Genomic DNA, 12,959 nt, shown 5'->3' on the forward strand with positions numbered 1-12,959 from the left:
ATTTCTCACCGAACCGACAGCAAGCGCAACAGTGCATCAATGCTTTCGGCGCGCGTCGTTTTTTCATCGATGTTTTGGCGGCAAAACGCCATCATTTGCGGATAAAATTCGATCGCCTCATCAATTTCTTGAGATGACCCCCGTTTATACGCCCCGATTTGAATCAAATCCTCCGAATCGATATAAGTGGACAGAAGGCGGCGGAACCGGTTTGCCGCTTCGCGGTGCTCTGCGCTGATCATGTGGGGCATGACGCGGCTGACGCTTTTGAGCACGTTGATCGCCGGGTAATGCCCTTTGTTCGCCAGCTGGCGTTCCAACACAAAATGACCATCCAAAATGCCGCGCACCGCATCCGCGATCGGCTCATTCATGTCATCACCGTCAACAAGCACTGTATAAAACGCGGTGATCGTGCCGGAAGCGTTTGTTCCAGCCCGCTCAAGCAACTTTGGCAGAAGGGCGAAGACCGATGGCGTATAGCCTTTCGTCGTCGGCGGCTCACCGACGGCAAGGCCAATCTCCCGCTGCGCCATAGCGACGCGGGTGACCGAGTCCATCATAAGCATGACATCCGCCCCTTGGTCGCGGAAATATTCGGCGATCGCCGTTGCCGTATAGGCGCCTTTGACACGCATCAGCGCCGGCTGGTCGGATGTAGCGACGACGACGACCGAGCGGGCCAAGCCGTCCGGGCCAAGGTCGCGCTCTAAAAACTCGCGCACTTCGCGGCCACGCTCGCCGATTAAGGCGATGACGTTCACATCAGCCGACGTATGGCGAGCGATCATTCCCATGAGCGTGCTTTTACCGACGCCCGAGCCGGCAAAAATGCCGACGCGTTGCCCCTTGCCGACGGCAAGCAGGCTGTCGATGACGCGGATTCCGACTTCAAGCGGTTCGGCAATCGGCGGCCGAACGAGCGGATTGGGCGGATCGCGTTCGACCGACACCGGCTTCAGCCCAGGCGGCAACGGACTCCCGTCAAGCGGTTGGCCGAGCGGATCAAGAACCATGCCAATAAGCGCATCGCCGACGTGCACTTCAAGCGGCCGGCCGGTTGCTTCGACAAGGCAGCCGGGAGCGATATGAGACATGGCAGAAAACGGCATAAGCAAAACATGCTGTTCATGAAAACCGACGACTTCAGCGGGAATTTTCCGGCATCCGCTCTGTTCATGGATGTAACAAAGATCGCCAATCGAGCTTTTCGGTCCTTTCGATTCCATCATCAAGCCGATGACGCGCGACACTTTGCCAAACCGTTTATACAAGTCAACAGCGTCTATTTCATCAAGAAGCGCCTGCCAGTTCAGAAAACGCCCCCTCCTTCAATCGCCGGTAGAGCGCCTCGCGCAGCCGCTCAAGCTGTACATCGACGCTCGCCTCGATGCGCCCAAACGGCGTCTCCACGACACATCCATATTCAGGAAGCGCATCGTCCGGGTAGATGAATAGATCAACGCGATGCGGGAACACAGATTTCAGCAGCTCTTTTTGCTCTGCCACGATTTCGTAGCTGTTCGAATGCACATAAACCGCCACTTCCGTTTGCCGACGCACTTCCTGCAACGCTTGGTGCACGAGCGGCAAAAAAGCGTTTCGATCGCCCTCAAGCGCGGCTCCAATAATGCGTTCGGCCGCTTTTAGCGCCACCTCCAACATCGCCTCAGCCGTCGATTCGATGCGAGCGTAAAATTCGGTGTTCGCTCGCTCTGCCAAACGGCGGGCTTGCTCGATCAACGCGCGGTGCTCGCTCAAGGCCTTCTCGCGCCCAGCCGCATAGCCATCTTCATACCCGCGGGCGCGCGCTTCCTGCATGAGACGCTCTTTCTCACGCTGCCATTCCTCTTGCTCGCGGGCCAACTGCTCGCGCACTGATTGGCAATATTGCTCTGCCTGGCGGCGAAGCTTGGCTGCTTCTTCCTTGGCGGCAGCGACCGCTTCCATCTCCCGCTGCCGATCGTCGACGGACGATGGAAGATCGGAAACATGGCGCTGCACGACGATCGTTTTTTTTCCAGCGCGCGCCGCCAATCTCGGCGCTTTAATGACGTTAGACAATAATATCATCTCCTCCCCCGCGCGCGATGACGATTTCTCCGACCTCTTCGAGACGGCGGATCACGGCGACGATGCGCGATTGCGCCTCCTCGACATCACGCAGCCGGACTGGCCCCATATATTCCATTTCTTCTTTGAACGTCTCGGCCATTCTTGTCGACATGTTGCGGAAAATAATGTTTTTCACTTCGTCGCTCGCTACTTTCAGCGCCAACATGAGATCGTTGTTGTCCACCTCGCGGATGACGCGCTGAATGGCGCGGTGGTCGAGCGTCACGATATCTTCAAAGACAAACATCCGTTTTTTAATTTCCTCGGCCAGTTCCGGGTCTTGGATTTCCAAAGCATCCAAAATCGTCCGTTCCGTGCTCCGGTCGACTTGGTTCAGCACTTCAACGACCGCCTCAATTCCGCCGGCTTGGGTGTAATCTTGCACGACAGTTGCAGACAGCCGCCGCTCCAAAATTTGCTCGACTTCGTTGATAATCTCCGGCGATGTGCTGTCCATGAGCGCGATGCGCCGGGCGACATCCGCCTGCATTTCCTGCGGCAGCGCCGATAAAATTTGCCCTGCCTGTGCCGGCTCCAAATACGAAAGAATGAGAGCGATCGTTTGCGGATGTTCATTTTGAATGAAGTTTAACAGCTGCATCGGATCGGCTTTGCGGGCGAAATCAAACGGCCGCACCATCAGCGCTGATGTCAGGCGGTTGATGATCTGCATCGCCTTATCCGGGCCGAGCGCTTTTTCAAGCACTTCTTTCGCATAGGCGATGCCGCCTTGGGCGATGTAATCTTGCGCCAAAGCGAGCTGCCGAAACTCTTCAAGCACTTCCTCTTTTTGTTCAGCCGTCACTTGACGGACGTTGGAAATTTCCAGCGTCAGCTTCTCGATCTCTTCCTCGGATAAATGTTTATAGACAGAGGCCGACACATCCGGGCCTAGGGAAATAAGCAGGATGGCTGCTTTTTGCCTACCCGACAGCCCGCCTTTTCGTTCGCGCTTTGCCATACGCCGTTCCCCCTACTCTTCCGATAGCCACGTTTTTAATAGTTTTGCAAACTCATCTGGCTTTTCTTTCGCCAGCCGCTCCAGCTGTCGGCGGCGCAACGCTGCCTCCGTCTCCGGCGGCTCCGGCAAATCCGGCTCCGTCGAAAGCGGCGGAGTGAACAATTGTTCTTCTTCCTCTTCCTCGTCTTCACGGCGGCGCAGCCAGAGGAACAACAGCAAGGCAACGAGCAACAGCGCTCCTGCACCAGCCGCATACCACCACCACGCCGGCCGGCCTGGCGTTGATTCGGTAAATGTCGGCTTGCCGTTGAATTTTTGCACCGAAACGACGATGCGGTTGTTGATATCTTGATCAGTGAGCGTTTGCGCCTCGCTTTTGTCAATGGACGTCCGAACGATCGTTCCTAGCAGTTTTTGAATATCATTGACCGTCTCGGGCGGCAGCGAGTTCGGATCATTAGGGTCAGGCGGCTCGACCATCACTTGGATGCCTAGATCGCGGATTTTATATGGACTTTCGACGATTTGCTTTTTGATTTTGTTTACCTCGTTGTTGATCGTCTCTTCCGTTCGTTCATAGTTGCCGTTTGCTGCACCGTTTGCGTTTTGATAGCCCGGCACTTCGTTCGCGCCCGTTCCAGCGGCGCCTCCGGGCGGCACTCCGCTTCCTGAATACGTCTCTTTAATGCGCTGGACGCTGACGGCAATGCCTTCTTTTGTTTTATCATCAACTGGGGCAACTAAGTTTTCTTCGCGCTTTTCTTGCGTAAAGTCAATGTCGGCCGTCACGGAAACGACGACTTTATCCTGCCCCATCATCGTGCCGAGCAGTTGTTGCACCTGGCGCTGAATGTCGCGCTCGATCTGTTTTTTGATTTGCTGCTGCGAGGCGAATGTTGCCCCTGTCGAATTTTCTCCGTCATTTTTCAAATCGAGATACTCAAAAAACTGATTCATAATGACGATATTATCTGTAGAAAGATTCGGAACACTTTTGGCGACGAGATGATAGAGCGCTTTGATTTGCTCGTCGCTGAATCGATAGCCCGGCTTCGTCTTCAGCACGATCGAAGCCGAGGCTTCCCCTTTCTCATCGGAAACGAATACGCTCGGCTGCGGAAGGTTGATCATGACTTTGGCGTCCTCCACGCCGTCGATCGTCTTGATCAAGTTGGCGAGCTCCGTTTGCATCGCCTTCAGCTTCACCATATTGAACTCGTTATCCGTCATGCCGAAGCTCGCGTTTTGGCCGAAAAATGAATAGTCAATGACTCCACTGTTCGGGATGCCTTCAGCAGCGAGCTCGACTTTCAGCGCGTCCACTTGCTCTTTCGGCACTTTGATCGTCGTCCCGCCGTCCGCCACTTCAGACGGAACGCCGCGCTGGTCAAGCGTTGCTTTAATTTGCCCCGCTTCTTGCGGCGACAAATTGCTGTAAAGGGGCACCATTTCCGTCCTTGTGGCGAAAAAGACGCCGACGCCAACGGCCAAAAGCACGGCCGCTGCCGCAGTGAGCACGAGCCATTTCTGTTTTTTTGTCCGTTCCTGCCAAAACGCGCGAGCGCGGCTCCACCACTCTTTCCATTTCCTTCTCATACAATTCCCCCGATGATCCAATACCTGCCGCCATAACGCAACGATGGCGGCGGCTTCCGTTATGTAGTGCAGTTCGTTTCCGCTACAATGGCATGCGCATCATTTCTTGATACGCCTCGATCGCTTTGTTGCGGATCTCCAGCGTCAGCTGCAGCGTGATGCTCGCTTTTTGCGCGGCGATCATCACATCATGCAACTGAACGTTCTCCCCGCGAACGAGCTTTTCCGTCAGCGCATCGGCTTGAATTTGCGCTTCATTCACGCGGTTGAGCGCCTCTTTGAAAAATGCAGCGAATTGCTTTTGCGCCTCAGCCCGCTTCGCTGGAGGCGAAACGGCGGAAGACATCGTCAGCCCAATGCGGGTTGCTCCATCAATCATCGTTTATCCCCCTCGCATGCTATTTCCCGATCTCGAGCGCCTTCATGAGCATTCCTTTTGAAGCATTCAGCACCGTGACGTTCGCCTCATACGAACGCGTCGCCCCGATCAAGTCCACCATTTCTTTCAGCGGGTCGACGTTTGGCAGACGCACATAGCCATCGGCGCCCGCATCCGGGTGATTTGGGTCGTAGACGAGTTTAAACGGCGCCGAATCATCGACAATTTCGCGCACCCGCACTCCACCGTCCACCGCGTCGGCACCGCCGAGCGCAGCCTGCAAATAGCCCGAAAACGACCCGCTGCGCGGTTCGATGATGACCATTTTGCGGCGGTACGGCTCCCACTGGCCGTTGACAAGGCGAGCGCGCGTCGTATCGGCGTTGGCGATGTTGGAGGCAATCACGTCCATGCGCAACCGCTGGGCGGTCAACGCCGAAGCCGAAATGTTTAGACTTTGAAACAAAGACACCCGTTATTTCCCTCCTTTAATCACGGTTTTCAACGTGGTAAATTTGCCGTTGAGCCGCTCGATTAAGGCATTGTAATAAATTTGGTTTTCTGCTAGTTTTGACATTTCTTGATCGATATCGACACTGTTTCCATTATGATTGTAACTCACCGTTGTGTCCGTCGTCACGATGATTTTTCCGTTTTGTTCGTTTGGAAACGAAAAATGCTTCGGATTCGTCCGTTTGGCCTCAAGACGAAACGCCCGTTCCAATTCAGCCTGAAAGCGCACATCTTTTGCCTTATAGCCCGGTGTATCGGCGTTGGCGATGTTATCGGCGATCGCCTGTTGGCGAAGCGCAGCATAGCGAAGCCCTTGTTCAAGCCAACCGATCGTCGCTGAAAAGAGCGCCAATGGAACCCCCTCTTTCCTCCTATTTTTCGACAATTTCTGCTAGTTTTCATTTTACGGGAAAGAAAATCCAATGTATAGCCGGAACTTGGTACTATTTTTCGACAATGCCATTACAGAAAAACGATGCCAAAGATATTTGTCAACACAAAAAACCCGCCGGGCCAAAATACCCAGCGGGCTTAGGCGGCTGCGCCGTTCAGCTCGATTTCAATTTTTCAAGTTCGCTTAAAAACTTGTCGTTCAATACTTTAATGTACGTTCCTTTCATGCCGAGTGAACGCGATTCGATCACGCCCGCGCTTTCCAGTTTGCGCAGAGCATTGACGATGACCGAGCGGGTGATGCCGACGCGGTCAGCGATTTTGCTCGCGACAAGCAGCCCTTCCGTTCCATCAAGCTCCTCAAAAATGTGTTCGATCGCCTCAAGCTCGCTGTAAGAAAGGGAGCTGATCGCCATTTGCACGACCGCCTTGCTGCGCGCTTCCTCTTCAATTTCTTCCGCCTTTTCACGCAAAATCTCCATGCCGACGACCGTTGCTCCGTATTCAGCCAAAATGAGATCATCATTGTCAAACTCGCGGTCAAGGCGCGACAAAATGAGCGTGCCGAGCCGCTCGCCTCCGCCGTTGATCGGAACAATCGTTGTCAAGCCGGTTTTGAACAAGTCACGATTTTCCACTGGAAACGCCGTATATTCGCTATTAATATCAATATTAGGAGACGTTTCCGTAATGTTGAACAAGTTTTTCGTGTATTCTTCCGGAAACTGGCGCTCCTCCAGCATCCGCTTCATCCGTTCGTTTTCAATCGATTGTTTAATGGCGAATCCAAGCAGCTTGCCGCGGCGGCTGACGACAAACACATTGGCTTCAATCACTTCGCAAAGCGTTTCGGCCATTTCTTTAAAATTGACCGGCCGCCCGGCCGCCTTTTGCAACATGGCGTTGATTTTCCGCGTTTTCTCTAGCAAGTTCATGGATTTCATCTCCTCCTCATAAAATAAATTCGCTTAAATCTTTGTTTTTGATGATGCTGCCGAGTTTTTGCTCGACATATTGCGGTGTGATGACGACCTTGTCGATTCCGATGTCCGGCGCCTCAAACAGCAAGTCTTCCAGCAGTTTTTCCAAAATCGTGTGCAACCGGCGCGCACCGATGTTGTCGGTCGTCTGGTTTACTTCAAACGCCACCTCAGCAATCTTACGAATAGCATCGTCAGAAAATTCAAGACTTATACCTTCTGTCGCCAAAAGAGCTTGATATTGCTTAATGAGCGCGTTATTCGGCTCTACTAATATTCTTACGAAATCGTCAACCGAAAGTTTCGCAAGCTCGACGCGGATCGGGAAACGGCCTTGCAGTTCAGGGATCAAATCCGACGGCTTCGCCATATGGAATGCGCCGGCGGCGATGAATAAAATGTGATCCGTTTTCACCGGGCCGTACTTCGTCATGACGGTCGACCCTTCGACAATTGGCAAAATGTCGCGCTGCACCCCTTCGCGCGAGACGTCCGCCGAGCCGGACACCGCTCCGCTGCGGGCGATTTTGTCGATTTCATCGATAAAAATGATGCCGGACTGTTCAGCCAAACGGACGGCCTCTTGCGTCACTTCATCCATGTCGATCAGCTTTTGCGCTTCCTCGTTGATGAGCACTTTGCGCGCTTCACTCACTTTGAGGCGCCGCTTTTTGCGCCGCTTCGGCATGAGGCTGCTTAAGGCGTCTTGCATGTTAACGCCCATCTGCTCAATACCTGCCCCTTGCAAAAAATCAAACCATAACGGCATCTGTTCCTCGATTTCAATCGTCACCATCTCGTTTTCCAACTGCCCGTTTGCCAACTGCCAAGCAACTTGGCGCCGCTTTTGTTCCACCTGTTCATCCTCATGGCTGTGACTGCTGTCCGCTTGGGCTCCTTGACCGCCAAACAGCAGCTCAAGCGGATTTTTGATTGTCTGCTTTGGCTTGCCGGGAACGAGCAGTTCAACAAGCCGCTTGTTCGCCTGCTGTTCAGCCCTGTCTTTCACTTCGTTCATTTTTCGTTCTTTCACGAGCCTGACTGACGTTTCCACCAAATCACGCACCATCGATTCGACGTCGCGCCCAACATAACCGACTTCGGTGAATTTCGTCGCTTCGACTTTGATGAACGGGGCGCCGACGAGTTTGGCGAGCCGGCGGGCGATCTCCGTCTTCCCGACCCCGGTCGGGCCGATCATTAAAATATTTTTCGGCATCACTTCATCGCGCAATTTTTCATCGAGCAAACTGCGGCGATACCGGTTGCGAAGCGCGATCGCCACCGCCTTTTTTGCCTCTTTTTGCCCGACGATGAACTGATCGAGTTTTTCGACAATCTGCCGTGGAGTCAACGTTTCCGCCATCATCGGCCTCCTCCTTTTTTACAGCTCTTCGACAATAATATGGCCGTTCGTATAAACGCAAATGTCAGCGGCGATCTCAAGCGCCGCCTTGGCAATCTCTTTCGCGGTCATCGACCCGCCGGCGTACTTCTTCAACGCACGCCCAGCAGCCAACGCATACTGACCGCCCGAGCCGATGGCAAGCATGCCATCATCCGGCTCAATCACTTCGCCCGTGCCGGAGACAAGCAGCAAATGCTGTTTGTCCATAACAATGAGCATTGCCTCAAGGCGGCGCAGCACTTTATCGCTCCGCCACTCTTTCGCCAGCTCAACCGCCGCGCGCGGCAAGTTGCCATTCCATTGTTCGAGCTTGCCTTCAAACATTTCAAAGAGCGTAAACGCGTCAGCGACGGAGCCGGCAAAACCGGCGAGCACGTTTCCTTGGAACAGCCGTCGCACTTTTTTCGCTGTATGCTTCATGACGACCGCATTGCCGAACGTCACTTGGCCGTCTCCAGCCATGGCGGATGCGCCGTTATGGCGGATGGCAAAAATTGTCGTCGCGTGAAAGGCTCCCATCATTTCCCTCCCTTGCCTGCGGGTTACGCCCGCGGATGCGCCTGCAAATAAATATGCCGCAGCCGGTCTTTCGTTACATGTGTATACACTTGAGTCGATGACAAATGCGCATGACCGAGCAGTTCCTGCACCGAACGGAGATCGGCCCCTTCGTTGAGCAAATGAGTCGCAAACGTATGCCGAAGCACGTGCGGGCTGATGTTTTGCGTCAGCGCAGCGGCTTCGACGATCCGATCTAGAATATGGCGCACTCCCCGAGGCGTGAGCGGATTGCCTCGGGCGTTCACAAATAAATAGCGGTGGTCCGCCGGCAGCTTTCTTGTCAGTTCGCGTCGCCCCCTATGGATATACCGTTCAAGCGCTTCGCGGGCCGGACGGCCGAACGGAACGTAGCGCTGCTTGTTTCCTTTGCCGTGAATGAGCACCGTTTCCGCAACAAAATCGACATCAGACAGCTGTATGTGACAACATTCACTAACCCGAGCGCCAGTCGCGTACAACAACTCAAGCAGCGCCGCATTGCGCTGGCCTAGGGCCGTATTTTCATCATTGACAAGAAACAATGCTTCTAATTCTTTGGGGTATAAAAAATTAGGAATTTTTTGCTCTTTTTTCGGCAGCGTCGCGAGCGCAAACGGATTTTCGGCCGCCCGCCCTTCGCGCAACAAAAACTTGTAAAAGCTGCGCAGACTCGAAATTTTGCGGGCAACCGAACGGCTGGCCAACTGTTGCTCGTATAGTTTCGTCAAATATAAACGAACGTCGCTGTAGGACACTTCATCGAGCGCGCCGATTCCTTCCTCATCCATAAATCGGAAAAACTGCTCAATGTCACGCCGGTAACACACAATAGTATATTGTGAATAATTTTTCTCGATTTGTAAATATTCCATGAATAATTGTAACGCAAGTTTCGAATTCTCCATCGCCTCACCCCGCAACAGCTACTACATCGTACCATATTCATCCGCATGAACGCAACTGTTTTTTATAAAATTCTGAATTGTATTCGATGCCTATTCAAGCTTCTAGCCGCTCTTCATAGTCGCACGCCGTGCATTGCACTTGCACACCTTTTTTCAGCTCTTTCTCCACAAGCAGCCCCGCGCATTTCGGACAAGGACGGGCGAGCGGTTTATCCCACGAGACGAAGTCGCAATCCGGGAAGCGATCGCAGCCGTAAAACACCCGCTTTCTTTTCGTGCTGCGCTCCACGATGTTGCCCTCGCGGCATTTCGGGCACTTGACGCCGATTTCTTTGACAATCGGCTTCGTATGGCGGCATTCCGGAAAATTTGAGCAGGCGATAAACTTGCCGAAACGGCCCATTTTGTACACCATCGGGCTGCCGCACACCTCGCAGTCAATGCCGGCCGGCTCATCCTTAATCTCAACTGCGCGCATTTCTTTTTCCGCCACTTTCAACCGTTTTTCAAATTCGCGGTAAAACTCGTCGACGACTTTGATCCATTCTACTTTCCCTTCTTCAATTTCGTCCAATTCTTTTTCCATTTTCGCCGTAAACTCGACATCGATAATTTCCGGGAAAAATTCGAGCATCAGCTCGACAACGATTTCGCCGAGCTCGGTCGGGACAAACCGCTTGTTCTCAAGGATGACATAGTTGCGTTTTTGGATCGTATCAAGCGTCGGGGCATACGTCGACGGGCGGCCGATGCCGAGTTCCTCCAACGTTTTGACGAGGCGGGCTTCCGTGTAGCGCGGCGGCGGCTGAGTAAAGTGCTGCTTCGATTCGATCGTTTCGCTCTCGACCGTTTCCTCTTCTTCCAAATCCGGGAGGATACGGTCTTGCTCTTCCGTTTGATCGTCCGTTCCTTCAATATACACTTTCATAAACCCTGGAAATTTCACTTTCGAGCCGCTGGCGCGGAACACGACGCCGTTGTTTTCCAACTCGACACTCATGGTGTCAAGCACGGCGGCCGCCATTTGACTGGCGATGAACCGTTCCCAAATGAGTTTATACAACCGAAACTGGTCGCGCGTCAAATACGGTTTCACTTTGTCCGGATCGCGAAATGCCGATGTCGGGCGGATCGCTTCATGGGCATCTTGGGCGTTCGTGCTTTTCTTCTCTTTCCGCTTTTCCTGATTGACATACATAGCGCCGAACGTCGCCTCGATATACGCCGCCGCCTCTTTCTGCGCCGTCTCGGCGACGCGCGTTGAATCGGTGCGCATATAGGTGATCAAACCGACCGTCCCTTCGCTGCCAAGATCGATTCCTTCGTACAGCTGCTGGGCGATCATCATCGTCTTTCTCGTCCGGAAATTGAGTTTGCGCGCCGCTTCCTGCTGAAGCGACGACGTCGTAAACGGCGGTACGGGGCTGCGCTTGCGCTCCCGCTTTGTCACCGTTTTCACCGCAAATGTCGTTCCGTTTAATCGGTCCAGCACGGCTTTCACATCCGCTTCCGTCTTTAAATCGCGCTTTTGTCCGTCAATACTGTAAAACGAGGCGGCAAACGTCTCCCCTTCTTTTTGAAACGTCGCTTGAATCGTCCAATATTCTTCCGGCTGAAATTCGCGAATTTCTCGTTCCCGATCGATGATGAGGCGCAGCGCCACCGATTGGACGCGGCCGGCGCTTAACCCTTTTTTCACCTTTTTCCATAAGAGCGGGCTGATGTTATAGCCGACGAGGCGGTCGAGCACGCGCCGCGCCTGCTGGGCGTCAACAAGATTCATATTGATCGCGCGCGGCTGCTGAAACGATTGCTGAATAGCATCCTTCGTGATCTCATGAAAGACAACGCGGCAATCAGAGTGAATGTCCAGATCGAGCATGTGGGCCAAATGCCAAGCGATCGCCTCTCCTTCGCGATCGGGGTCGGCGGCAAGAAACACTTTTTTCGCTTTTTTCGCCGCCGTTTTCAACTCTTTGATCACCTGGCCTTTGCCGCGGATTGTAATGTATTTCGGCTCGTAGCCGTGGTCTATATCAACGCCCATTTGGCTTTTTGGCAAATCGCGGACGTGGCCCATCGATGCTTTGACTGTATATTTTTTTCCCAAGTATCGTTCGATCGTCTTCGCTTTCGTTGGCGATTCGACGATAACTAAGTAGTCTGACATCCATCTTCCACCCCTAGGAGGTAAATTGAAATCTTCATTATTATTAATGATTATTGCCGCATTTGTCAAACATGTGCATTACACGTACGGGAATTCATCCAAAATGTCCGCCGCTTCTTGCACGAGTTTGGCCCCGTGCTGAATGAGCGTATTCGGCCCGGCGGATTCCGCCAAACCGATCGGGCCGGGGACGGCGAACACTTCCCTCCCTTGCTCAAGCGCATACGCGGCGGTAATGAGCGAACCGCTTTTCCGCTTCGCCTGCACGACAAGCGTGCCGAGCGACAGCCCGCTGATGATGCGATTGCGCGCGGGAAACTGCCATGCCTGTGGGCGCGTTGCCGGCGGATGCTCAGCGATGACCAACTGTTCATCCATCAGCCGGGCGGCGAACGGCCGATGTTCTTTCGGATAAATGTGGTCCAGCCCACCCGCGATGACGGCGATCGTCGCCCCGCCATGCTGGACGGCGAGCTGGTGGGCGCACACGTCAATCCCAAACGCGAGCCCGCTGACGATCGTAAAGCCGGCAGCCACAAGCGGCGGCACCAATTTGTTCAACGCTTCGATTCCTTCCTTCGTCGGCCGCCTTGTGCCGACGATGCTGATCAGTTTCCGCTCCTGAAGCAAAGCGGAGTCCCCCTTTGCATACAGCACCCACGGCGGGGCGTATATATATTTCAGCAGCGGCGGATAGTCGGAATCAAATACAGTGATCACACGAATGCACCGGTCCTTATATGTTTTTATCACACGTTGCACATCGATGGAATGCAAATCATGGAAAAAAGCGGTCCATTGAGCATCAGGAAGTGGAACGAGCGGGCGGAGATCAGCGGGAGGCAGAGAAAATGGAGCGGTGAGCGTTGGATCAACCTTAAGCAAGGAATGAATCGTCTTCCATCCCGCCCCGCGGCAATGATGGAGATGGATAAGTCGGTCGCGGACCGTATCGTACATACTGCTCCCCTTTCCTTCCGGCGTTGGACATCATAAGCG

Annotated in this window: 13 protein-coding genes; all 13 read right to left on the minus strand. The window is 53.7% G+C overall.

The annotated features are described in order from the left end of the window. Positions 1–5 precede the first annotated feature (5 nt). Positions 6–1,316 carry a flagellar protein export ATPase FliI gene (gene fliI / locus BJQ97_RS11375; RefSeq protein WP_160157605.1) on the minus strand — a complete coding sequence of 437 codons (1,311 nt, stop codon included), beginning with the start codon at positions 1,314–1,316 and terminating at the stop codon, positions 6–8. Then, positions 1,294–2,073: a flagellar assembly protein FliH gene (gene fliH, locus BJQ97_RS11380; RefSeq protein WP_160156661.1), complete on the minus strand. Its 780-nt coding sequence runs from the start codon at positions 2,071–2,073 to the stop codon at positions 1,294–1,296. Before fliH ends, fliI begins: the two co-directional genes overlap by 23 nt. After that, positions 2,057–3,076 carry a flagellar motor switch protein FliG gene (gene fliG / locus BJQ97_RS11385; protein ID WP_023634015.1) on the minus strand — a complete coding sequence of 340 codons (1,020 nt, stop codon included), beginning with the start codon at positions 3,074–3,076 and terminating at the stop codon, positions 2,057–2,059. Before fliG ends, fliH begins: the two co-directional genes overlap by 17 nt. Before the next feature lie 12 nt (positions 3,077–3,088). Continuing rightward, positions 3,089–4,672 carry a flagellar basal-body MS-ring/collar protein FliF gene (gene fliF, locus BJQ97_RS11390; protein WP_160156662.1) on the minus strand — a complete coding sequence of 528 codons (1,584 nt, stop codon included), beginning with the start codon at positions 4,670–4,672 and terminating at the stop codon, positions 3,089–3,091. Positions 4,673–4,754: 82 nt separating this feature from the next. Further along, a complete protein-coding gene (fliE, locus tag BJQ97_RS11395) occupies positions 4,755–5,051 on the minus strand; it encodes a flagellar hook-basal body complex protein FliE (protein WP_160156663.1) in 297 nt (98 codons plus the stop codon). A 19-nt stretch (positions 5,052–5,070) separates the two neighbouring features. Next, a complete protein-coding gene (gene flgC, locus BJQ97_RS11400) occupies positions 5,071–5,523 on the minus strand; it encodes a flagellar basal body rod protein FlgC (RefSeq protein WP_160156664.1) in 453 nt (150 codons plus the stop codon). 3 nt (positions 5,524–5,526) lie between these two features. Further along, positions 5,527–5,916, minus strand: coding sequence for a flagellar basal body rod protein FlgB (gene flgB, locus BJQ97_RS11405; RefSeq protein WP_011230716.1), 390 nt, complete (start codon positions 5,914–5,916; stop codon positions 5,527–5,529). Positions 5,917–6,112: 196 nt separating this feature from the next. Next, positions 6,113–6,892: a GTP-sensing pleiotropic transcriptional regulator CodY gene (codY, locus tag BJQ97_RS11410; protein ID WP_011230715.1), complete on the minus strand. Its 780-nt coding sequence runs from the start codon at positions 6,890–6,892 to the stop codon at positions 6,113–6,115. 16 nt (positions 6,893–6,908) lie between these two features. Further along, entirely contained in the window at positions 6,909–8,303 is a 1,395-nt protein-coding gene (hslU, locus tag BJQ97_RS11415) for an ATP-dependent protease ATPase subunit HslU (protein WP_160157606.1), read from the minus strand. An 18-nt stretch (positions 8,304–8,321) separates the two neighbouring features. Beyond that, positions 8,322–8,864 carry an ATP-dependent protease subunit HslV gene (gene hslV, locus BJQ97_RS11420; protein WP_011230713.1) on the minus strand — a complete coding sequence of 181 codons (543 nt, stop codon included), beginning with the start codon at positions 8,862–8,864 and terminating at the stop codon, positions 8,322–8,324. Positions 8,865–8,887: 23 nt separating this feature from the next. After that, positions 8,888–9,790: a tyrosine recombinase XerC gene (gene xerC, locus BJQ97_RS11425; RefSeq protein WP_160156665.1), complete on the minus strand. Its 903-nt coding sequence runs from the start codon at positions 9,788–9,790 to the stop codon at positions 8,888–8,890. A 94-nt stretch (positions 9,791–9,884) separates the two neighbouring features. After that, complete coding sequence (gene topA, locus BJQ97_RS11430; RefSeq protein WP_160156666.1) at positions 9,885–11,960, minus strand: type I DNA topoisomerase; 2,076 nt, start codon at positions 11,958–11,960, stop codon at positions 9,885–9,887. Between the two features lie 78 nt (positions 11,961–12,038). After that, the gene (gene dprA / locus BJQ97_RS11435; protein WP_160156667.1) at positions 12,039–12,920 is read right to left on the minus strand and encodes a DNA-processing protein DprA; all 882 of its coding nucleotides are present in this window, start codon (positions 12,918–12,920) and stop codon (positions 12,039–12,041) included. Positions 12,921–12,959 lie beyond the last annotated feature (39 nt).

The sequence above is a fragment of the Geobacillus sp. TFV-3 genome (assembly GCF_009901865.1).
Lineage (GTDB): Bacteria > Bacillota > Bacilli > Bacillales > Anoxybacillaceae > Geobacillus > Geobacillus thermoleovorans_A.

Excerpts from the sequence above, each read along its gene's own strand:
- fliF (WP_160156662.1), bottom strand. The coding sequence starts at position 4,672 with ATGAGAAGGAAATGGAAAGAGTGGTGGAGCCGCGCTCGCGCGTTTTGG.
- xerC (WP_160156665.1), bottom strand. The coding sequence starts at position 9,790 with ATGGAGAATTCGAAACTTGCGTTACAATTATTCATGGAATATTTACAA.
- codY (WP_011230715.1), bottom strand. The coding sequence starts at position 6,892 with ATGAACTTGCTAGAGAAAACGCGGAAAATCAACGCCATGTTGCAAAAG.
- topA (WP_160156666.1), bottom strand. The coding sequence starts at position 11,960 with ATGTCAGACTACTTAGTTATCGTCGAATCGCCAACGAAAGCGAAGACG.
- fliE (WP_160156663.1), bottom strand. The coding sequence starts at position 5,051 with ATGATTGATGGAGCAACCCGCATTGGGCTGACGATGTCTTCCGCCGTT.
- dprA (WP_160156667.1), bottom strand. The coding sequence starts at position 12,920 with ATGTACGATACGGTCCGCGACCGACTTATCCATCTCCATCATTGCCGC.
- hslU (WP_160157606.1), bottom strand. The coding sequence starts at position 8,303 with ATGGCGGAAACGTTGACTCCACGGCAGATTGTCGAAAAACTCGATCAG.
- fliG (WP_023634015.1), bottom strand. The coding sequence starts at position 3,076 with ATGGCAAAGCGCGAACGAAAAGGCGGGCTGTCGGGTAGGCAAAAAGCA.
- fliH (WP_160156661.1), bottom strand. The coding sequence starts at position 2,073 with ATGATATTATTGTCTAACGTCATTAAAGCGCCGAGATTGGCGGCGCGC.
- hslV (WP_011230713.1), bottom strand. The coding sequence starts at position 8,864 with ATGGGAGCCTTTCACGCGACGACAATTTTTGCCATCCGCCATAACGGC.